The organism is Geodermatophilus sp. SYSU D00710 (assembly GCF_054050195.1).
Genome location: NZ_JBJGYX010000037.1, coordinates 1 through 20,135 on the forward strand (window position 1 = coordinate 1; position 20,135 = coordinate 20,135).

Annotated in this window: 19 protein-coding genes; 9 read left to right on the forward strand and 10 right to left on the reverse strand. The window is 78.3% G+C overall.

The genetic code is table 11. The features are described 5' to 3' along the window. Positions 1-29: 29 nt before the first annotated feature. The 3 genes from ACI78U_RS16385 to ACI78U_RS16395 form a co-directional block, all read right to left on the reverse strand. Positions 30-2,240: a BTAD domain-containing putative transcriptional regulator gene (locus ACI78U_RS16385; protein ID WP_456876401.1), complete on the reverse strand. Its 2,211-nt coding sequence runs from the start codon at positions 2,238-2,240 to the stop codon at positions 30-32. Between the two features lie 122 nt (positions 2,241-2,362). After that, entirely contained in the window at positions 2,363-3,637 is a 1,275-nt protein-coding gene (gene mftD, locus ACI78U_RS16390; RefSeq protein WP_456876402.1) for a pre-mycofactocin synthase MftD, read from the reverse strand. 149 nt (positions 3,638-3,786) lie between these two features. Beyond that, positions 3,787-3,930: a hypothetical protein gene (locus tag ACI78U_RS16395; RefSeq protein WP_456876403.1), complete on the reverse strand. Its 144-nt coding sequence runs from the start codon at positions 3,928-3,930 to the stop codon at positions 3,787-3,789. Between the two features lie 293 nt (positions 3,931-4,223). On the opposite strand from ACI78U_RS16395, the gene ACI78U_RS16400 reads away from it, so the two are divergent. The 3 genes from ACI78U_RS16400 to ACI78U_RS16410 are packed head-to-tail and all read left to right on the forward strand — an operon-like array spanning position 4,224 to position 6,801. Beyond that, positions 4,224-4,910 carry a dienelactone hydrolase family protein gene (locus tag ACI78U_RS16400; protein ID WP_456876404.1) on the forward strand — a complete coding sequence of 229 codons (687 nt, stop codon included), beginning with the start codon at positions 4,224-4,226 and terminating at the stop codon, positions 4,908-4,910. Then, positions 4,907-6,007, forward strand: a complete 1,101-nt coding sequence (locus ACI78U_RS16405) for a CaiB/BaiF CoA transferase family protein (RefSeq protein WP_456876405.1) — start codon at positions 4,907-4,909, stop codon at positions 6,005-6,007. The genes ACI78U_RS16400 and ACI78U_RS16405 overlap by 4 nt, the downstream gene beginning before the upstream one ends. A gap of 29 nt (positions 6,008-6,036) precedes the next feature. Next, positions 6,037-6,801: a crotonase/enoyl-CoA hydratase family protein gene (locus ACI78U_RS16410; RefSeq protein WP_456876406.1), complete on the forward strand. Its 765-nt coding sequence runs from the start codon at positions 6,037-6,039 to the stop codon at positions 6,799-6,801. On the opposite strand, the gene ACI78U_RS16415 is transcribed toward ACI78U_RS16410, so the two are convergent. Next, positions 6,798-7,898, reverse strand: a complete 1,101-nt coding sequence (locus ACI78U_RS16415) for a LacI family DNA-binding transcriptional regulator (protein ID WP_456876407.1) — start codon at positions 7,896-7,898, stop codon at positions 6,798-6,800. The two genes, ACI78U_RS16410 and ACI78U_RS16415, sit on opposite strands and share 4 nt — an antisense overlap. 51 nt (positions 7,899-7,949) lie before the next feature. Between ACI78U_RS16415 and ACI78U_RS16420 the strand changes: the two genes are divergently transcribed. From ACI78U_RS16420 to ACI78U_RS16435, 4 genes are all read left to right on the forward strand, one after another. Then, the gene (locus ACI78U_RS16420; RefSeq protein ID WP_456876408.1) at positions 7,950-9,329 is read left to right on the forward strand and encodes an MFS transporter; all 1,380 of its coding nucleotides are present in this window, start codon (positions 7,950-7,952) and stop codon (positions 9,327-9,329) included. Between the two features lie 35 nt (positions 9,330-9,364). Beyond that, entirely contained in the window at positions 9,365-10,507 is a 1,143-nt protein-coding gene (locus ACI78U_RS16425; RefSeq protein ID WP_456876409.1) for a thiolase family protein, read from the forward strand. Between the two features lie 59 nt (positions 10,508-10,566). Next, positions 10,567-11,376: an acyl-CoA thioesterase gene (locus ACI78U_RS16430; RefSeq protein WP_456876410.1), complete on the forward strand. Its 810-nt coding sequence runs from the start codon at positions 10,567-10,569 to the stop codon at positions 11,374-11,376. Positions 11,377-11,455: 79 nt separating this feature from the next. Beyond that, complete coding sequence (locus ACI78U_RS16435; RefSeq protein WP_456876411.1) at positions 11,456-12,055, forward strand: YceI family protein; 600 nt, start codon at positions 11,456-11,458, stop codon at positions 12,053-12,055. 7 nt (positions 12,056-12,062) lie between these two features. On the opposite strand, the gene ACI78U_RS16440 is transcribed toward ACI78U_RS16435, so the two are convergent. Together ACI78U_RS16440 and ACI78U_RS16445 are read right to left on the reverse strand one after the other, a co-directional pair. Then, positions 12,063-12,605, reverse strand: coding sequence for a dihydrofolate reductase family protein (locus ACI78U_RS16440; protein ID WP_456876412.1), 543 nt, complete (start codon positions 12,603-12,605; stop codon positions 12,063-12,065). Beyond that, on the reverse strand, positions 12,602-13,534 hold the full coding sequence (locus tag ACI78U_RS16445; protein WP_456876413.1) for a helix-turn-helix domain-containing protein: 933 nt from the start codon (positions 13,532-13,534) through the stop codon (positions 12,602-12,604). The genes ACI78U_RS16440 and ACI78U_RS16445 overlap by 4 nt, the downstream gene beginning before the upstream one ends. A 114-nt stretch (positions 13,535-13,648) precedes the next feature. On the opposite strand from ACI78U_RS16445, the gene ACI78U_RS16450 reads away from it, so the two are divergent. Beyond that, complete coding sequence (locus ACI78U_RS16450) at positions 13,649-15,172, forward strand: MFS transporter (RefSeq protein ID WP_456876414.1); 1,524 nt, start codon at positions 13,649-13,651, stop codon at positions 15,170-15,172. A 31-nt stretch (positions 15,173-15,203) separates the two neighbouring features. Here the strand turns inward: ACI78U_RS16450 and ACI78U_RS16455 are convergent, their stop codons facing one another. From ACI78U_RS16455 to ACI78U_RS16470, 4 genes are all read right to left on the reverse strand, one after another. Continuing rightward, complete coding sequence (locus ACI78U_RS16455; protein ID WP_456876415.1) at positions 15,204-16,655, reverse strand: dihydrolipoyl dehydrogenase family protein; 1,452 nt, start codon at positions 16,653-16,655, stop codon at positions 15,204-15,206. A gap of 96 nt (positions 16,656-16,751) precedes the next feature. Next, positions 16,752-17,399, reverse strand: a complete 648-nt coding sequence (locus ACI78U_RS16460) for an endonuclease V (RefSeq protein ID WP_456876416.1) — start codon at positions 17,397-17,399, stop codon at positions 16,752-16,754. A 22-nt stretch (positions 17,400-17,421) separates the two neighbouring features. Beyond that, positions 17,422-18,129 carry a GAF and ANTAR domain-containing protein gene (locus tag ACI78U_RS16465; protein ID WP_456876417.1) on the reverse strand — a complete coding sequence of 236 codons (708 nt, stop codon included), beginning with the start codon at positions 18,127-18,129 and terminating at the stop codon, positions 17,422-17,424. Between the two features lie 159 nt (positions 18,130-18,288). Then, on the reverse strand, positions 18,289-19,173 hold the full coding sequence (locus tag ACI78U_RS16470) for a helix-turn-helix domain-containing protein (RefSeq protein WP_456876418.1): 885 nt from the start codon (positions 19,171-19,173) through the stop codon (positions 18,289-18,291). 73 nt (positions 19,174-19,246) lie between these two features. Between ACI78U_RS16470 and ACI78U_RS16475 the strand changes: the two genes are divergently transcribed. Next, on the forward strand, positions 19,247-20,134 hold the full coding sequence (locus ACI78U_RS16475; protein ID WP_456876419.1) for an alpha/beta fold hydrolase: 888 nt from the start codon (positions 19,247-19,249) through the stop codon (positions 20,132-20,134). Position 20,135 lies beyond the last annotated feature (1 nt).

Sequence of the window (20,135 nt, forward strand, 5' to 3'; positions counted from 1 at the left end):
GACCACGCCGACCGGCTCGCGGCGGCGGGCTACCTCGCCGTCGCGCCCGACCTGTTCAGCGCGGGCGGGATCCGGCGCTGCCTGCGCTCGACCTTCCGGTCGCTGTCCCGGGGCGAGGGCCCGGCGTTAGGCGACCACGTCGCCCCCCCCCCCCCCCAACGCGGCCCCGCCCGGCCGGGTGGCCGGCCCCGCCCGGGGCCGCGCGCGCCCCCCCCCCCCCCCCCCCCCCCCCCCCCCGCGGCCGACCCCGGTCCGGCCGCGGCGGTGTGGTGGGCGAGCGCCGTGACGTCGTCGGGCCGCAGCCGCTCGAGGACGGCGGCCACCCGGCCGTGCAGCCGGGTGCGGCGCAGCGAGGACAGGTCCTCGTAGAGCGTGTCGCGGACCAGCGCGTGCACGAAGCGCAGCCGGCCCGGACCGGGCTCGACCAGCAGGCCGCTGACCAGCGCGGTCTCCAGCGCCTCGACCAGCGCGTCCTCGTCGTCGTCCGCGCCGCCGGCCGGGGCGGCCGCGGCCAGCAGCACCTCGGCGTCGACGTCGCGCCCGACGACCGCGGCGAGCCGCAGCAGGGTGCCGGTGCGGGCGGGCAGCGAGGCCAGCCGGTGCCGCACCACGTCGCGCACGGTGCCGGGGACGGCGTCGACGTCGGCGCCGGCGTCGACCAGCCGCAGCAGCTCGCGCACGTAGAACGGGTTGCCGTCCGCGCGGGCGGCGATCGCGGCACGGGTGCGGCCGTCGACCGGCGTGAGCGCCCAGTCCTCCACCAGCGCGTCGACGGCGCGACGCTCGAGGCCGCGCAACCGCAGGCCGAGGGGGGATCGGCGGGCGAGGGCGGCCAGGACGTCGGCCAGCCCGGAGCTCTCCTCGGGCCGGTGCCCGGTGACCACCAGCACCGGGCACCCGGCCAGGGCCGGCAGCAGGTCCAGCAGGAGCGCGGTGCTCTCGCGGTCGGCGCGGTGCAGGTCGTCGACGGTGACCAGCAGCGGCGTCGCCGCGGCGACGGCGGCCAGCCAGCCGGCCACCGCGCGGTGCAGCCGGAACCGGTTGCCGGTCGGGTCACCGCCGGTCTCGGCGGGCACGTCGTCGGTCAGCAGCGGGGTCAGCGGCGCGGGGTCCTCCGGCGGGGCGGTGGCGGCCAGCGCGCGCAGCGCCGCGGCCCACGGCCAGGCGGGCGGGGCGCCGTCGGTCTCGGGGCAGGACACCGCGAGCGTGGTCCAGCCGCGGCCGGCGTACTCGGCGCGCAGGTGCTCGAGCACCGTGGTCTTGCCGCTGCCGGCCTCCCCGGCGAGCACGGCGACCTCGAGCCGGCCCTCCGCGGCGCGGCCGGCGGCCGCCTCGAGCGCGGCGAGCTCGGCGTCCCGGCCGACCGGCCGCGGCGCCGGCGGCACGGGCGCCGCGGCCGCGGGAGCCACCGCCGGGCGGGCCGCGGCGACGACGGCGGGCGCGGGCGGGCGGGCCGGGAGCAGGGAGGGCGCCTGGGCCAGCACGGCCTCCTCGAGCGCCCGGAGCTCCGGACCGGGGTCGACGCCGAGCTCGTCGGCGAGCCGGGTGCGGACCTCGCGCAGCGCGGCCAGGGCCTCGCCCTGCCGGCCCGCGCGGTAGAGGCCGAGGGCCAGCAGCCGCCAGCCCTCCTCCCTCAGCGGGTGCTCGGCCACGTGCGCGCGCAGCAGCGGCAGGGGGTCGCGTCCGCCGGGGGCGTCGAGGGCCACCGCGGCGCGCCGCTCGACCGCGGTCAGCCGCAGCTCGTCGAGGCGGGCGGCCTCCGGGGCGGCCCACGGCTCGTCGGCGTACTCGGCGTAGGCCGGGCCGCGCCAGAGGTCGATGGCGGCGGTGTAGCGCTCCCGGGCGGTGGCCGGGTCGGTCGCGGCCAGCCGGTCGCCCTCGTCGAGCAGCCGCAGCGCCTGGAGCACGTCGACGGCGTCCTCGGCCGGCCGCAGCGCGTACCCCGGGGGGACGGTGACCAGCAGCGCGGCCGGCGTCCGGGGTGCGCGGCCGGGCTCGAGGATGCGGCGCAGGTGGCTGACGTGGGCCTGCAGCGAACCCATCGCGTCGGCGGGGGAGGAGGCCCGCCACAGGTCGGCCACCAGCACGTCGGCGGGGACCATCCGGCCGCCGGCGACCAGCAGCCGGGCGACCACCGACCGCTGCCGGCGACCACCGAGGTCGAGGGGCACGCCGTCCCGGACGGCGCCGACCTCGCCCAACACCCGGAACGCGACGGTTCCGGCACCCCCCGTGCCCATGACGGCGCGAGCATAGGTCGGCCGGCGCCCGCGATCAGCCTCCTGTGGCCGACACCACCCCGATCTGGGCACCGGGCGCCCCAGGCGCCCCGCCCGGCATGACCGTCGCTACCGGGCCGTCGCTACGAGGCGGTGCGGGGCCGCCGTGCACGCTTGGGCGCCGACGCCACCGGCGCCGCCTCGACCGGGGCCGCCTCGACCGGGGCATCGGGTCCGGCCACACCGAGGCGCCGCTCGAAGCCGGGCGGGACGACGACGTCCTCGCGGGTCAGCTCGGCGGTCGACTCCCGGGCCAGGCCGGTCAGTGCGGAGCCGAGGCCGTCGCGCAGCAGGTCGAGCACGTTCTCCACCCCGGCCTGCCCGTTGGCCGCCAGCCCCCACAGGTAGGCGCGGCCGATCATGACCGCCTTCGCGCCCAGGGCCAGGGACTTGGCGACGTCGGAGCCGCGCCGGATGCCGCCGTCGAGCAGCACCTCCACCTGGTCGCCGACCGCCTCGGCGATCGCCGGCAGCGCGCGGATCGAGGCGGGCGTGCCGTCGAGGTTGTTGCCGCCGTGGTTGGACACCGAGATGGCGGTGACGCCGGCGTCCACGGCGCGCTTCGCGTCGTCGACGCGCATGACGCCCTTGAGCATGAAGGGGCGGTCCGCGCCCCACAGGTCGCGCAACCAGGCGACGTCCTCCCAGGTCGGCATGGGCGACTGCATCCAGGCGCCGTAGGCGCCGAAGAAGGTCGGCGGGGTCTCGGCGGGGTCGCCGACCATGTTGGGCACGGACAGGTCGGGCAGCTTCCTCGTGCGGGCGAACTGCAGCAGCCAGCGCGGCCGGAGCACGACCTGGGGGGCGTAGCGGCGGACCGCCTCGAGGTCGATCTTCTCCGGGATGAACGGGGAGCCCCAGTCGCGGCCGTAGGCGAACGACCAGTCCAGCGTGGCGATCAGCCCGGCGGCGCCGGCCCGCCGGGCGCGCTCCACCTTGGCGGCCATGGTGTCGCGGTCGCCCACCCAGTACAGCTGGAAGAAGGTCCTCGGGTTGGCCGCGATGACCTCCTCCATCGGCTTGCTGGCCATCGACGACAGGCCCATCGCCACGTTCCGGGCGGCCGCGGCCCGGGCGACGGCGACCTCGCCGTCGGGGTGCACCGCCTGCACGCCGGTGGGGCTGATCAGCACCGGCATGGACACGTCCTGGCCCATCACGGTGGTGGCCATCCCGCGCGTGTTCGACAGGCCGGCGGTGTGCGGCGCGAAGCCCAGCTCGTCGAACGCCCGCAGGTTGTCGTCGACGGTCAGGCCCTTCTCCGACCCCGCGACCAGCGCGCCGTAGACGCCCTTGGGCAGCCGCCGCTCCGCCCGCCGCTGCGCCTCGGCCACCGTCTCGAACCACGCGCCCGCCATGTCGTCTCCCGCTGTCGTCGGACCGGGGGGTCCGGTGCTGGCACCGGGTGCCACCGTAACGGCGGGGTGTTGCCCGGACCACACGTGTCCGGGAACGGGCCGGCCCCGGAGCCGCGGGGCTCCGGGGCCGGGAGGAGGGCCGGGACCGCTCAGCGGCGGGCGGCCAGCGCGGCGATCTCGTGCGCCGACTCCTGGGTGGGCGCGGTGGCGAGGGCGCGCTGCAGCTCGCGCTCGTCGCGGCGGCGGGCGCGGGTGGCGCGGGCGGAGGTGAGGGCGGAGCGCAGGCGGGACATGGTGGTTCCTCTCGAGCGACGGTCGGCGGCGACGGTCGCTCCCGGCCGTCACCGGCGGGCCCACCACGTGCGGTGTCGGTCACAGGACAACGGCTCCGACCTGCTGGGTCTGCAATTCCAACTGTCCGCCTCCGGGGTCCCGGGTGCCACCTCCGCGGCCGTGATCCGCACTGCACCCGGCCCGGTGAGACGGGCGCCACACAGGCGGGCTAGCGTCGGGCGCGCCGCACCGGTCCGCACCGCCGTCCGAGATCCCGGAGGCCGTCCTGCCCAGCACCGTCGTCCCCGGTGGCGTGAGCACGCCGCAGCTGTCCGCCCACCTCGCTGTCCCGCCGGTGGGGGAGGGGCCCTGGCCCGGCGTGGTCGTCGTGCACGAGGCCTTCGGGCTGACCGAGGACGTCCGCGACCACGCCGACCGGCTCGCGGCGGCGGGCTACCTCGCCGTCGCGCCCGACCTGTTCAGCGCGGGCGGGATCCGGCGCTGCCTGCGCTCGACCTTCCGGTCGCTGTCCCGCGGCGAGGGCCCGGCGTTCGGCGACCTGGAGGCCGCCCGCCGCTTCCTCGCCGACCGCGACGACTGCACCGGCCGGATCGGCGTCCTCGGGTTCTGCCTGGGCGGCGGGTTCGCGCTCGTCGCCGCCACCCGGGGGTTCGACGTCGCCGCGCCCAACTACGGCTTCCTGCCCCGGGACGCCGAGCGGGTGCTGGCGGGGGCGTGCCCGGTCGTGGCGAGCTACGGCGGCCGCGACCCGGCGCTGCGCGGTGCCGCCGACCGGCTGGACCGGGTGCTCACCGACCTCGACGTCGAGCACGACGTGCGGGAGTACCCCGGCGCCGGGCACTCCTTCCTCAACCGGCACCCCGGCCCGGTCACGGCGCTGGAGCGGGTGCTCGGCGGCGGCTACCACCGGCCCTCGGCCGAGGACGCCTGGGCGCGCATCCTCCGCTTCCTCGACCGGCACCTGCGGACCGCGGCGTGACCGGGCCGCTCGCCGGGCTGCGGGTGGTCGAGCTCGGCGGCATCGGCCCCGGCCCGCACGCGGCGATGGTGCTGGCCGACCTCGGCGCCGACGTCGTCCGGGTGGAGCGGCCCGCCGGCGCGCTGCGGGTGGGTGGCACCGGGCGCGACGTCGTGCTGCGCGGCCGGCGCCCGGTCGCCGCCGACGTCAAGACCGCCGGGGGCCGCGAGCTCGTGCTCGACCTCGTCGCACGCGCCGACGTGCTGATCGACGTGTTCCGGCCCGGTGTCGCCGAGCGGCTGGGTCTGGGGCCCGACGTCTGCCTGGAGCGGGCGCCCGGGCTGGTCTACGCGCGGATGACCGGCTGGGGCCAGGACGGGCCGTGGGCCGACCGCGCCGGCCACGACGTCAACTACCTCTCGGTCACCGGGACGCTGGCGGCGCTCGGCCACCCCGGGGAGCGGCCGCGGGCGCCGATGAACCTGGTCGCCGACTACGCCGGCGGCTCGATGCTGGTGCTCGTCGGGATCCTCGCCGCGCTGCACGAGCGGTCGCGGTCCGGGCGCGGGCAGGTCGTCGACGCCGCGATGGTCGACGGCGTCGCGCTGGTCTCGCAGCTGATGTGGTCGATGCGGGCGATGGGCGTCTGGTCGGACCGGCCCGGCACCAACCTGCTCGACGGCGGCGCGCCGTTCTACGACGTCTACCCCTGCGCCGACGGCCGGCACGTCGCCGTGGGGGCGCTGGAGCCGCAGTTCTACGCCGAGTTGCTCGCCGGCCTCGGGCTCGCCGACGCCGGCCTGCCCCCGCAGTCCGACCCGGCCGGCTGGCCGCGGCTGCGGGAGGCGTTCACCGCGGCGTTCGCCGCCCACTCGCGTGAGCACTGGGAGCGGGTGTTCGAGGGCACCGACGCCTGCGTCACGCCGGTGCTGGAGCCGCGCGAGGCGCCGGCGCACCCGCACCTGGCCGCGCGCGGCACGTTCGCCGAGGTCGACGGGGTGGTGCAGGCGGCGCCGGCGCCGCGGTTCTCCCGGACCCCGGCCGGCCCCGCCGCGTCCGTCCCGCCGGGCCCGGCCGACGCCGCAGCCGTGCTCGAGGAGTGGTCGCGCCCCCGCTGACCGGGGCGCCGAGAAGAGGAGGTCGACGGGTGCCCGATCCCGTGCTGGTGGAGCGCCGCGGCGCCGTGCAGGTCATCACGATCAACCGGCCGGAGGCGAAGAACGCCCTCGACGCCGCCGTGGCGCGGGGGGTGGCCGCCGCCGTCGACGAGCTCGACGCCGACGGCGACCTGCGGGCCGGAGTGCTCACCGGCGCCGGGAGCACGTTCTCGGCCGGCATGGACCTCAAGGCGTTCCTGCGCGGCGAGCGCCCGGCGATCGAGGGCCGCGGGCTGTGCGGCATCACGCAGACCCCGCCGCGCAAGCCGCTGGTCGCCGCCGTCGAGGGGTGGGCCCTGGCCGGCGGGTTCGAGCTGGTGCTCGCCTGTGACCTGGTCGTCGCCGCGCGGACGGCGCGCTTCGGCGTCCCCGAGGTCAGCCGCTCGCTGGTGGCCGCGGCCGGCGCCGCGCTGTTCCTGCCGCGGCGGATCCCGCGGGCCGTGGCGATGGAGATGCTGCTGACCGGGCAGCCGGTCGACGCCGAGCGGGCCGCCGCGGTCGGGCTGGTCAACCGGGTGGTCGACGAAGGCGGCGCGCTCGAGGCGGCCGTCGAGCTGGCCGGCGTCGTCGCCGCCAACGGCCCGCTGGCCGTCGCGGCCACCAAGGAGATCGCCACCGGCACCGCCGACTGGACCGCCGAGGAGGGCTGGACCCGGCAGCAGCAGCTCATCGAGCCGGTGTTCGCCTCCGAGGACGCCCGCGAGGGCGCCACCGCATTCGCCGAGCGCCGCCCGCCGGTCTGGCGCGGCCGTTAGTCCCGCGGCGCCGGGCCGGTCGAGGTCCGCACCACCAGCTCGGTCGGCAGCACCCGCGGCGGCGGCGCCGGCCGGCCGGCGATGCGCTCGAGCAGGCCCCGCGCCGCGGTGCTGCCCTTCTCCCGGGTCGGCTGGCGCACCGTCGTGAGACCCAGCGCGGCCGCGGTGGCCGCGTCGTCGAAGCCAGTGACCGACAGGTCGTCGGGCACGCGCAGGCCGCGGCGGGCGGCGACCGCGAGCGCACCCTCGGCGAGCCGGTCGCTCAGGCAGACCAGGGCCGTGGGGCGGGGATCGGTGTCCAGCACGGCCGCCGCGCCGGCCGCGCCGACCGCGGGCGTGCTGTCCTCGCCGTGGAACACCGGGACGGCCGACCAGTCCAGCCCGGCGCGCTCGACGGCGTCGCGGTAGCCGGCGAGCCGGTCGCGGGTGACGGCGTAGGTGGCCGCGGCCTGCAGCTCCAGGTCGGCGAGCCCGCGCCGGACCGGCTCCTGGTGCATCCCGAACGACACGACGGCCAGCCGCCGGTGCCCGAGGTCCAGCAGGTGTTCGGCGACTGCCGCCGCGGCCGAGCGGTCGTCGACGCCCACCCACGGGGTCCCGGGCGCGCCGAGCGCGGCCAGCCGCTCCGGGCGGGGCTGGTCGACGACGGCGAGCGGCAGCCCGCGGGCGACGGCGGCGGCCAGCAGCGGGTCGTCGTCGCCGAGCGAGCAGACGACCAGCCCGTCGACGACGGCGTCGTTGACCGCGGCCAGCCGGCGGTGCGTGTCGGTCGACCCGGGCACCAGCAGCAGCCCGGCGCCGGCGGGCTCGGCCACCGTGGAGGCGCCGGCCAGGAGCGCCACGGCCACCGGGTCGTCGAAGGCGTAGGACAGCCCGTTGTCGTAGGCGACGCCGATCGCGCCGACCCGGCCGCGGCGCAGCCCGGCGGCGAGCGGGTTGGGGCCGGGGTAGCCCAGCCGCCGGGCGGTGGCCAGGACCTGCTCGCGCAGGCCCGCGGAGAGCTGGTCGGGGCGGGAGAACGCGTTGGACACCGTCTTGGCCGAGACGCCGAGCTCGGCGGCGACGTCCCGCAGTGTCTTCGGCCGGTCGTCGGGCACGGACCCATCCTGCGTGCTTCATCGATGAAGAAGCGGGGTACCCGCCGATCCGTGACCCCGGTGAGCAGCGCCGCTGCCGTCCGGACCGCACGCGGCGCGGTGCCGGTGCTGTGCGCGGTCCAGTTCGTCGACGTCCTCGGCACCACGCTGGTCGTGGCCGCGCTCCCGGCGATGCTGGCCGACCTGGGCGCGCCGGCGTCGGCGGCGGCCCCGGTGGTGACCGTCTACGCGGTCCTCTTCGGCGCGCTGCTGGTGCTCGGCGCACGGCTGGGTGACCGGTACGGGCACGCGCGCGTCCTGCAGGCCGGGCTGGTGGCCTTCGGCGCCGCGTCGCTGGCGGCGGCCACCGCGCCGTCGGTGGGCGTACTGGTGGCTGCCCGCGGCGCCCTGGGCGCGGCGGCCGCGCTGTCGGTGCCGACCGCCCTGCGCCTGCTCACCGCCGCGTCCGCGGACGAGGCCGGACGCCGCCGCGCGCTGGCCGCCTGGAGCGCGGCCGGCGCCGCGGCGGGGGCCACTGGCCTGGTCCTCGGCGGCGTGCTCACCGACCTGGCCGGCTGGCGGGTGCTGTTCTGGCTCACCGTGCCGCTGTCGGCCGTGCTGCTCGCCGCGGTGCGCCGCACGGCGCCGCCGGTCCCGCGCCGGGCCGAGGGCGCGCTCGACCTGGCCGGCGCGGCGCTGCTCGCCGCCGCGGTGGCCGCCGTCGTCAGCGGCGCCTCGGCGCTGGAGGACGGCGGGCACCGTGTCCTCGGGGTCCTGCTGGTCGCGGCCGGCCTGGCCGGTGCCGCGGCGCTCCCGGCGGTGGAGCGCCGCGCCGCCGACCCGCTGCTGCCGGCGGCCGCCGTGCGGGACCCCGGGCTGCGCGCCGGCGTGCTCGCCTCGGCGGCCAACACCGCCGGCACCAGCTCCGCGGTCACCCTCGCCGCCCTGCACCTGCAGGAGGCCGAGGGCTTCGGCGCCGCGGCCGCGGGCCTGGCGCTGGTGCCGTTCAGCCTGTGCGTGGTGGGCGGCGCCGCCCTCGCCGCGCGCGTCCTGCGCCGGGTGCCGGCGCGCACCGCCGCGGCGGCGGGCCTGGCCGTCGTCGCCGCCGGTGACCTCGCGCTGCTCGCCTCGGCCGCCGGGGTGTGGGTGGTCCCGGCCGCCGTCGCCGTCTCGGGCCTGGGCATCGGCGTGTCCTCGGTGGCGGCGACGGCGCTGGGCACCGCCGTCGCGCCCGGGCTGCAGGGGACCGCCGCCGGCGTGCTGAACACCGCCGCGCAGCTGGGCACCGCGCTGGGGGTGGCTGTCGTGCTGCTCGTCGCCGGCGTCACCGAGGGGACGGCCCTGCCGCTGGCCGGCGCGCCGCTGGGGTGGCTGACGGCGGCCGCGCTCGCCGCCGCCGCGGCGGCGGCGCTCCTGCGACGTCCCGGCCGGGTCCCCGGCGGCGCGGGTTAGTGTGCCGGTGACCACACCTGTCGAGGGGAGCGACCATGCGTGACGCGGTGATCGTCGAGGCGGTGCGCACGCCGGTGGGCAAGCGCAACGGCGGGCTGTCGGGGGTGCACCCGGTCGACCTGTCGGCGCACGTGCTGACCTCGCTGGCCGAGCGGGCCGGCGTCGCCCCGGCGCAGATCGAGGACGTCATCTGGGGCTGCGTCTCCCAGGTCGGCGAGCAGACCTTCGACATCGCCCGCACGGCGGCGCTCGCGGCCGGCTGGCCCGAGACGGTGACCGGCGTGACCGTCGACCGGCAGTGCGGGTCCTCGCAGCAGTCGGTGCACTTCGCCGCCGCCGGGCTGGTGGCCGGGCACTACGACGTCGTCATCGCCGGCGGCGTCGAGTCGATGTCGCGGGTGCCGATGGGCAGCGCGCGGCAGGACGCCAACCCGTTTGGCACCCGGTTCCTCGAGCGCTACGCCGGCGCGAAGATCAACCAGGGGCTGGGCGCGGAGACGATCGCGCAGCGGTGGGGCCTCTCCCGTCAGCAGTGCGACGAGTTCTCCGTCGCCTCGCACGAGAAGGCCGCCACCGCGCGCGCCGAGGGCCGCTTCGACGCCCAGATCGCGCCGGTGACCACGCCGGACGGCACCGTCGTCAGCCAGGACGAGGGCATCCGCGAGTCGACGGTGGAGAAGCTCGGCACCCTCAAGACCGCGTTCCGCGAGGACGGCGTCATCACCGCCGGGAACTCCTCGCAGATCTCCGACGGTGCCGCGGCGTTGCTCATGACGACGTCGGAGAAGGCCGCCGAGCTCGGCCTGCGCCCGGTCGCGCGGGTGCACACCGCGGTGCTCGCCGGCGCCGACCCGGTGGTCATGCTGACCGCGCCGATCCCGGCGACGCAGAAGGCGCTGGCCAAGTCGCGGCTGAGCATCGACGAGATCGGCGCGTTCGAGGTCAACGAGGCCTTCGCGCCGGTGCCGCTGGCCTGGCTGGCCGACATCGGCGCCGACGCCAAGGCGCTCAACCCCAACGGCGGCGCCATCGCCCTGGGGCACCCGCTGGGCGGGTCCGGGGCGCGGATCATGACCACGCTGGTGCACCACATGCGCGACAACGGCATCCGCTACGGCCTGCAGACGATGTGCGAGGGCGGCGGCCAGGCCAACGCGACCATCCTCGAGCTGCTGTGACACCCGGCGCCGGGGCCGCCCCGCGAGGCGGCCCCGGCGCCCGGTTACGGTCGGCGGCCGTGAGCGCGACCGCCCCGGAGCCCACGCTGCTCGACGTCCTGCGGCTCGAGGAGATCGACCGCGACCTCTACCGCAGCACGCTGCTGTTCACCGACCCGCTGCCGCTCTACGGCGGCCAGGTCGCCGCACAGGCGCTGCTGGCGGCCGGCCGCACCGTGGCGCCCGAGCGGCTGCCGCACTCCCTGCACGGCTACTTCCTCCGCAGCGGCGACGCCGCCCGCCCGACCGTCTTCCGGGTCGACCGCGACCGTGACGGCGGCTCGTTCTCCGCCCGCCGGGTGGTCGCCGTGCAGGGCGGTGAGGTGGTGCTGTCGATGTCGGCGTCCTTCCAGGCGCCGACCGCCGGCCCCGACCTCCAGGTGGCGGCGGCGCCGGCGGCCGAGCCACCGCAGGACAGCGAGCCGTTCACCCTGCCGCGGCTGTTCACGATGGAGAGCCGGCGTCCCGCCCAGCCGCACCCCGGCGCGTCGATGCCCACCCGGTTCTGGGCCCGGGCCACCGTGCCGCTGCCGGGCGACCCGCTGCTGCAGGCCTGCGCGCTGACCTACCTCTCCGACATCGGCACCGGCCTGTCGGCGCTGCCGGAGGACGAGGCGGCGCCGGGGCCCACGCTCGACCACGCCGTCTGGTTCCACCGCCCGGCCCGGCTCGACGACTGGGTGCTGGTCGACCTCGTCCCGCACACCGTCTCCGGCGGGCGCGGCTGGTACACCGGCTCGGTCACCACCGGCGACGGCGTCCTGGCCGCCAGCCTCGCGCAGGAGACGCTGTTCCGGCCCGGGCGCAACCCCTTCCGCCCCGGCCGCTGAGCCGCCTCCGGAGCCCGGCGGTGTCATCGGCGGGCGCATCGGAGAGGATGGGCCCGCTGACTGGGGGAAGGACGGACACGTGGCCAAGCACCGGGCACCCGAGGGTGACCCCATCGACTTCGACGCGGCGACGGCTGCGCTGGCCGACGTCTCGGGCGACTACACGATCGACGTCGCGCACACCCGGATCGGCATCCGGGCGCGGCACGCCATGGTGACCACGGTCCGCGGCGCGTTCACCGACTTCGAGGGGGAGGCGCACCTCGACGTCGTCAAGCCCGGGGCGAGCACGGTGGGCATCCGCATCCGGACCGCGAGCATCGACACCGGCCAGGCCGACCGCGACGCCCACCTGCGCTCACCGGACTTCCTCGACGTCGAGCGGTACCCGGAGATCGTGTTCACCTCCACCGACGTCGAGCAGGTCGACGAGCAGGCCTACGAGGTGACCGGCGACCTCACCATCCGCGACGTCACCCGGCCGGTGACCGTGGAGTTCGCCCTCACCGGCTCGGCGCAGGACCCCTTCGGCAACACCCGGGTCGGCTTCGAGGGCGCGCTGGCCATCAAGCGCAGCGACTGGGGGCTGACCTGGAACACGCCGCTGGACACCGGCGGCGTGCTGGTCAGCGACCGGATCCAGATCGAGTTCGACGTCTCGGTGATCCGCGCCGCCTGACGAGGACCTAGCGCACGACGTCGTAGCGGACGCACACGAACTCGCCGTTCTGCGCGACCTCGCGGGTCACCAGCTCCACCCGGGCCGGCAGCAGCGGCGCCCCGCCGCCCAGCGTGACCGGCGCAACCGCGACGACGACCTCGTCGAGCAGGCCCGCCTCGGCCAGCTGCGCGGCCACCGGCCCGCCGCCGACCACCCAGAGGTCGAGGTCCCCGGCCGCCGCGACCATCTCCGCGTGCAGCGCCCGCAGCTCCTCCGGCGTGCCCGGGGCGGCGAACCGGATGTCGGCGCCGGGGAAGGGCTCGAGCTCGCGGTGGGTCAGCACCCACGCCGGCTGGGTGTAGGACCAGGGGTCCGGGCCGCCGTTGTCCCGGATCCACCGGTAGCTGGTGGCGCCCATGACCATGGCGCCGAGCGACTTCTCGAACGTCGAGAAGCCCATCGGCCCCTCCTGGTCGACCTGGCGGGACAGCAGCCAGGACAGCGAGTTGTCGGCGTCGGCGATGAAGCCGTCCAGCGACGTGGCGGTGTAGTAGACGGTGCGGGTCATCGGTTCCTCCGGGAGAGCCACTCGATGGGGTCGCCGGCGTCGACCTCGACGCCGGCCGCGCGCAGCCAGTGCCGGGCCAGCAGCCGGCGGTGCGCGGAGAAGGTGAGGACGTGTGCGACGACGCTGCCGAGGACGAAGCTCTCCGGCGGCTCGCACAGCGCGTCGACCAGCCGGTCGTTCCAGGCGCCGCGCCGCGCGATGTCACGCACCGCGGCCAGCCACCGGGGGGCGACGGCGTCGTGCCGGTCCAGCAGCGCCGCGGCGTCGTCGGGGCCGCGCGCGGGGGTGTCCCCGCCCTCGATCGACGCCACCCACACCTCGAGGGCCCACACGACGTGGTCGAGGACGGCGGCCAACGTCTCCTCGGGCCCGTCCCAGGACAGCACCGACAGGCCGGCCGAGCGCACCCGCCGGTACTCCTCCTCGGGCAGGCCCTTGGCCAGCTCCAGCAGCACGCGGGTGTCCTCGACGCCGTGGTGCACGAGCAGCGCGGTCACCTCGTCGCCGCCGCGGCGCACCGGCTCGTCGGACACCCACAGCGACGACGGCGGGTGGAAGTGCAGCCCGTTGGGCGCTGGCAGCCAGTGCTCGTCGCGGGTCCGCGGCGGCGTCCCGTCGGTGGCCAGGCTGCCCGGCGTGCGGCCGTAGGCGCGGGCGAAGGCCCGGCTGAACCCCTCCACCGACTCATAGCCCGCCGCGAGGGCCACCTCGGTCACGCTGGTGCCCTGCCGCAGCTGCCAGGCCGCGCGCTCGAGGACCACCCGGCGGCGCAGCGCCACCGGTGACTCGCCGGCGCCGACCGACACCTGCCGGCTGAAGTGGAACGGGGAGGCGTAGGCGTCGCCGGCCATGTCGGAGAGGGTGCGGTTGTCCTCGTCGAGGACGGCGTCGAGCAGCTCGCGCAGCCGGTCGCGTGCGGGTGGCGTCACCCGCCCAGTCTGGCGAGCCGGGCGTCCGCGGCGCCCGACCGTTCTTGCGCTGTCCCGGCCGTCGGCACGGGCCGGCGGGTGTCGGTCGCGCACCACCGGGTAGGGCACCCCGTCGTGCCACCCCGCTCCCCGGCCGAGGCCGCCTCCCGTCCCGCGGCCGGTGCGGACGAGGGGTACCGGCCCGACCCGAGGCGCTGGCAGGCGCTGTCGGTCACCCTCGTCGTCGGCTTCATGAGCCTGCTCGACGTCAGCATCGTCTCGGTGGCGCTGCCCTCGCTGCAGGCCGACCTGGGCGCCACCCCGGCCACGGTGCAGTGGGTGGTGTCGGGCTACGCGCTCACCTTCGGGCTGGCGCTGGTCCCCGCCGGCCGGCTCGGGGACGCCCTCGGCCGGCGGCGGCTGTTCCTCGCCGGCCTGGCCGGCTTCGTGCTGGCCAGCGCGGCCGCGGGGGCGGCGCCGTCGGTCGGCTGGCTGGTCGCCGCGCGGCTGGTGCAGGGGCTCGCGGCCGGCTGCCTCGCCCCGCAGAACTCCGCGTTCATCCAGCAGCTGTTCCGCGGCGCCGAGCGCGGGCGGGCCTTCGGCCTGTTCGGTGCCACGGTCGGCGTCTCCACCGCCGTCGGGCCGGTCGTCGGCGGGGCGATCCTGGGCCTGGCGTCGGGGCCGGACGGCTGGCGGTGGCTGTTCTACGTCAACGTGCCGATCGGCGTCGTCGCGTTCCTGCTGGCCCTGCGGCTGCTGCCGCGCGGGACGTCCGGCGGGCGCGGCCGGATCGACGTCGTCGGCGTGCTGCTGCTCGGCGCCGGTGCGCTGGCGGTCCTCTTCCCGCTGGTGCAGGCCGAGGCCGGCGGGCTGTCGCGGCTGTGGTGGCTGTTCCTCGCCGGCGCGGCGCTGCTGGCGGCGTTCGCGGCCTGGGAGCGGCGGGTGGTGGCCCGCGACGGCCAGCCGGTGTTCGACCCGCGGCTGGTGACGCAGACCCGGGGCTACGGTATCGGGGCGGCGCTGGGGACGGTCTACTTCGTCGGGTTCAGCGGCATCTGGCTGGTGCTGGCGCTGTTCTTCCAGACCGGCCTGGGCTACACGCCGCTGCAGTCGGGCCTGGCGGTGACCCCGTTCGCGCTCGGGTCGGCGACGTCGGCGGTGGTCGCCGGACGGCTGGTCGAGCGGTACGGGCGGGTGCTCACCGTGGTCGGGCTCGCCGGGGTGATCACCGGCCTGGCCGCGGCCGCGGTGGTGCTGCTGGTGGTCCCGCCGTCGGCGGCCGGGTGGGCGATCGCCCCGGCGCTGCTGCTGGGCGGCCTCGGCGGCGGCCTGGTCATCTCGCCCAACATCACGATGACGCTGCGCGACGTGCCGGTGGCCATGGCCGGCTCGGCCGGGGGCGGCCTGCAGACCGCGCAGCGCTTCGGCGCCGCCGTCGGCACCGCGGCCCTGCCGGGCCTGTTCTACCTGGTCCTCGGCGCGACCGGCGACCACCCGACGGCCGCGGCGGCGGGGCTGGCCGTGTCGGTGCTCGGCGCCGTCGCGGCGCTCGTGCTGGGCGTGGTCGACCTCCGGCGGAGCCGCACCGAGGACCGCGGGGACGCCGGCAGCGCGGACGTCGACGGTGCGGACGACCGCGACCACGCCTGGCACGGGTGACCCGGGGGGACCGGGCGGCGCGACCCGACGGCTACCGGGCGCGGTCGAGCAGCCGGCGCAGTCGGACCACGGTGCCGGTGGCCAGCCGCGCCGGGCGGGCGGCCAGCCGGGCCCAGACGTCGTCGAGCGCGGCGTTCCACGGCCCGTCGGCGTGCGTCGGGTAGGGGTGGATCGTGGCCGCGAGGTCGGTGGTGCGCAGCCCGGTGCGGACGGCGAGGGTGAGCTCGGCCAGCGCCTCGCCGGCCCGCGGCCCCACGACGGTGGCGCCCTCGATCCGCGACCGCGGTCCGAGCGCCAGGCGGGTGAACCCGGCGGTGTCCCCCTCGGCGACGGCGCGGTCCACCCGGTCCGCGCGGCGGGTCACCGTGCGCGGGGCCCGGGCGCCGTCGCGGGCCCACGTCGGCGCCCCGACCGCGGCCACCTCGGGGTCGGTGAAGGTCACCCGGGGGACGGCGCGGGTGTCGATCGAGCGGCGCAGGCCGAGGACGGCGTGGACGGCGGCGGTGGCACCGTGCACGCCGGCGGTGTGCGTCCACCGGGAGACCGCGGTCAGGTCGCCGGCGGCCCAGATCCGCGGGTTGGTCGTGCGCAGGGTCGCGTCGACCCGGACGAACCCGTCGTCGTCGAGCGCGACGCCGGCCGCCGCGGGGTCGAGCGCCGCGGTGTCGGGGCGGCGGCCCACGGCGACCAGCAGCCGGTCGACGGGGAGGCCGCGCTCCCCGCCGGGGCTCCGCACGCGCAGCTCGCCGGCCCCGCCCGGGGTGCCGGCGACGGCGGTCACCCGGGTGCCGGTCAGCAGGCGCACGCCGTCGGCCTCGAGCGCCGCGGCCACCAGCGCCGAGGCGTCGGGGTCCTCGTCCGGCAGCACCCGGGGCTGCTCCTCGACCAGCGTGACCTCGGCGCCGAGCCGGGCGAACGCCTGGCCCAGCTCGCAGCCGATGCCCCCGCCGCCCAGGACGGCCAGCCGGCGGGGGAGCACCTCGAGGTCCCACACCGTCTCGCTGGTCAGCGGAGCCGCCTCCCGCAGCCCGGGCACCGGCGGCAGCGCCGGCACCGCGCCGGTGGCCAGCAGCGCCGCCTGGAAGGACGTCGACCTCCCGTCGACGTCGAGGGTCCGGGCGCCGGTCAGCCGGGCGGTGCCGGGCAGCACGGTCACCCCGGCGGCCTCCAGCGACTCCCGGGAGTCCTCGGGCTCGATCGCCGCGACCGCCCCGTGCACGTGCCTCATCACGGCGGCGAGGTCGACCGCGACCTCGCCGACCCGCACGCCGAGGTCACCGGCGGTGCGGGCCCCGGCCGCCCGGGCGGCGGCCGCGAGCAGGGCCTTGCTCGGCACGCAGCCGGTCCACAGGCAGTCACCGCCGGGCCGGTCCCGCTCCACCAGGGCGACGCGGGCCCCGAGCGCCGCCGCCGTCCGGGCGCCGACCAGCCCGGCGGTGCCGCCGCCGACCACCAGCAGGTCCCAGGCCCGGTCGCGCGGCACGGCACTCCTCCCGTCGGCGCGCCGACGCGGGGTGCACCGGCGCGAGTCCGGGGCGAACGTCCCACGGGGCGGCCGGCTGCGCGACGCGGCCCCCGGTCAGCGCCCCTCCCGCGCCCGGCGGCGCGCCTCGCGCAGCGGCTCGGGGGTGCGGACGCCGGCGGTCGTCGCGAGGACGAGGGCGGCCGCGGTGGCCGGGTCGGTGCGCCACCCGGCCGACGCCACCAGCGGCCGCACGCCGGACACCGTCCGCACCGCCCGGGCCACCTCCTCGCCGCCGGCCAGCAGCGCCGCGGTGTCCCCGCGGGCCGGCCCCGGCGCCGGGCCGCCGGCGACCAGCGGCCGGTCGGTGACCCCGGCGCTGGGCAGGTCCAGCACCGCCCCGAGGTGCAGCGCGAGCCCGGCCCGGCGCGGGTGGTCGCGTCCGGCGGCGGGCACGAGCAGGACGTCGGGACGGCCCCCGAGCGCGGTCACGGCGGTGGCCAGCAACGGGCCCTCCCGCAGCGCGAGCAGCGCCGGTTCGTACGGACCCGTCGCCGGGCCGGTCACCGTCGTCCCGGCCACGACCCGCGGCCCGCGGGCGAGGACGGCGGTGGCCACCAGCCCGGCGCCGCCACCGACGGCCGCGACCGCGGCGACGAGCGGTTCCCCGGCGGGTCGCCACGGCGGCGGGCGGAGCGCGGCCAGCCGCTCCTGCAGGACCTCGAGTGCGGCGGCGTCGCCCGGCCAACCGGGTCCGGCGGTCATGGCGTCCCAGGTTCCGCCCGGCTCAGCGCGGCGGGAACTCCCCGGTGTCCACCAGGCGGGCCGCGACGTCCCGGAGCTTGGTGTTGGTCTCGTTGGAGACGCGGGCCAGCACGTCGAAGGCCTGGGTCGCGGTGAACCGGAAGCGCTCCATGAGGATGCCCTTGGCCTGGTCGATGACGGCCCGCGACGCCAGCGCCGTCTGCAGGTGGTGCACCTGCTGCACGGTGCGGGCGTGCAGGTGGGTGTTGGCCACGGGGACCGCGGCGTGCCGGGCGAACCGCTCGGCGCGCTCGCGGAGGCCGTCGTCGGCGGCGAGGCTCGACTGGAGGTAGAGGTTGAGGCCCGCCGGTACGGGCCGGGGGGCCGGGAAGGGCATCGACACCACGCTCCGCAGCCCGGCCGCGGCGGCGGCCGCGGTCAGCCCGGGCCAGCGCCGGTCGCCCTCGGTGTCGGCGACGACCCGCGGCTCCCCGGTGGTCGCGGCCTCCAGACAGGGGCCCTCGCCCACGCGGTACTGCTCCTCGTCCAGGGAGGCCGCCACCTGGGAGCTGGTCCCGACCGTGGTGCCACCCTCGGGGCCGACGACCGTGACCGAGAACGCCGGCTGCCCGCCGAGCACCTCGGCGGCGAGGCCGGCGGCCCGGTCGAGCAGCAGCGGCAGCGGCCGGTCCAGGGGCACCAGGCCGAGGTCGAGGAGCGCGGCCGCGAAGCGGTCGTCGGGGCGGGTCACGAGTGGAACTCCGGAGGCCGGGGTGGCCGGCGGTCGCGTGCCGGCTGCAGGAACGGGGCCCCGGTTGCTCCAGGGACCCGTGTCGGTGAGGGGAGACCCCTCCGGCACGCCGGCTGTGTGACGCGCGTCAGCAGGATACCGGGGCCGGAACGAACCGGGTCAGCAACCCGGGCCCGGCGCCCGGGACGGCGCAGCGCCGTCGCCGGGGCAGTCGCGGTAGCGGGCGGCGAACACGCCCGGCGTCATGCCGGTGACCCGGGCGAAGTCGCGGGTGAGGTGCGGCTGGTCGGCGTAGCCGAGCTCGGCGGCGACCTCGGCGAGGGTCACCGTCCGCTCCCGCAGCCGGCCGGCCGCCTCCTGCAGCCGGCGCCGCTGCACCAGCCACCGGGGGGTGAGCCCCAGCCGGCGGTGCACCAGCCGCTGCAGCGCCCGCTCCGACAGCCCGGTCTCGGCGCACAGCCGGTCCACCCGGGTGGTGTCCGGGCGCGACTCCACCAGCCCCACCACCCGGTCGACCAGCCGCCCCTCCTCGTCCAGCGGCAGGAACCGGGACAGCACCTCGCCGTAGGCGGCGGTCACGGCGGCGTGCGCGCCGGGGGAGGAGGGGTCGGCGGCCATCGCCTGCCGCACCCGGGCCGCCAGGCGGTCGCCGTCGTTCCCGAGCACCTCGGCGAGGTCGACGTGCCGGTCGGTGTAGGGGGCCACCGGCCCGCCGGCGACCAGCGCCCCCGCGCCCGGGGTGAGCATCACGCCGGCCGCCCAGCCCTCCCCGGTGAGCGTCGTCGTCGACAGGCCGGTGACCACGCCGTGGAACCGGGCGGAGTCCGCGGAGACGACCAGCAGGCAGGCCGGGTGCTGCAGCACCCGCTGCACCGACGCGCGCCCGGGCGGCACCGACCACACCGGGATCCAGAACCGCTGCACCAGCGCGGCCACCGGCCCCTCGGCCGCGTAGCGGTGCACGACGGCGGTGGCGTCGCGCGGGTCGCGCAGGTGGGCGGGTTCGTCGAGGTCGAGCCGGCGGAGGGCGCTGTCGGGGTCCATCGGGGGCCAGGCTGCCGCACGCCCGCCCCGGCCGGGGTGCCTGACCCGCCGGGCGGCCGGGTAGCCCGGGGACGTGCACACCCCCAGCGACCCCGCCGACGGGCCCCGCGAGGGCCGCCTGCAGCTGCGCGACGGGCGCACCATGGCCTACGCCGAGTGGGGCGACCCCGAGGGCCGGCCGGTGCTCGGCTGCCACGGCTCCCCGAGCTCGCGCCTCGAGCGGCACGTCGACGACCCCGGCGCCTACCGCCGCTGGGGCGTGCGGCTGGTCGTCCCCGACCGGCCCGGCTTCGGCCGCTCCGACCCGCAGCCGGGCCGGCGGGTCACCGACTGGCCCGGCGACGTCGTCCAGCTGGCCGACGCCCTGGGCATCGACCGGTTCGCGACGCTGAGCCTGTCCGGCGGCGCGGCCTACGCGCTGGCCTGCGCCCACGCGCTGCCCGACCGGGTGTCCGCGGTGGGCGTCCTCGGCGGCGCCCCGCCCCCGGACGTGCCCTGGCCCTGGCCGGGCTGGCTGCCGCCGACGGTGCGCGCCGCCGCCCACCGGCCGTCCCCGGCGACGTCGGCGCTGCTGCGGCCGGTGTTCGCGCCGTTGACCGTGCGGCCGGCGTTGCTGCCGCGGTACCTGCAGCTGCGGCTCAACCCGGCCGACCGCCGGGTGATCGGCCGGCCGGCCGTCCGCCGGGTCCTGGCCGCGACGTTCACCGAGGGGCTGCGCCAGGGCGCCGGGTCGCTGGCCGAGGACCGCGCCCTGCTGTTCCGGCCGTGGGGCTTCCCGGTCGGCGAGGTGCGCCAGCAGGTGCACGTCTGGCACGGCACCCAGGACTGGCAGGTCCCCGTCGGGCTGGGCCGGGTGCTGGCGGCGATGCTGCCCCGCTGCTCGGCCCACTGGTACGCCGGGGAGGGGCACTTCCTCGTCTTCGACCACGCGCGGGACGTCTACCGCGCGCTGGTGGGGTGAC

What these genes read in the sequence shown, in the direction of transcription:
- ACI78U_RS16385 (WP_456876401.1), bottom strand. Translation starts at nt 2,240, where the DNA reads ATGGGCACGGGGGGTGCCGGAACCGTCGCGTTCCGGGTGTTGGGCGAG.
- mftD (WP_456876402.1), bottom strand. Translation starts at nt 3,637, where the DNA reads ATGGCGGGCGCGTGGTTCGAGACGGTGGCCGAGGCGCAGCGGCGGGCG.
- ACI78U_RS16395 (WP_456876403.1), bottom strand. Translation starts at nt 3,930, where the DNA reads ATGTCCCGCCTGCGCTCCGCCCTCACCTCCGCCCGCGCCACCCGCGCC.
- ACI78U_RS16425 (WP_456876409.1), top strand. Translation starts at nt 9,365, where the DNA reads ATGCGTGACGCGGTGATCGTCGAGGCGGTGCGCACGCCGGTGGGCAAG.
- ACI78U_RS16440 (WP_456876412.1), bottom strand. Translation starts at nt 12,605, where the DNA reads ATGACCCGCACCGTCTACTACACCGCCACGTCGCTGGACGGCTTCATC.
- ACI78U_RS16460 (WP_456876416.1), bottom strand. Translation starts at nt 17,399, where the DNA reads ATGACCGCCGGACCCGGTTGGCCGGGCGACGCCGCCGCACTCGAGGTC.
- ACI78U_RS16470 (WP_456876418.1), bottom strand. Translation starts at nt 19,173, where the DNA reads ATGGACCCCGACAGCGCCCTCCGCCGGCTCGACCTCGACGAACCCGCC.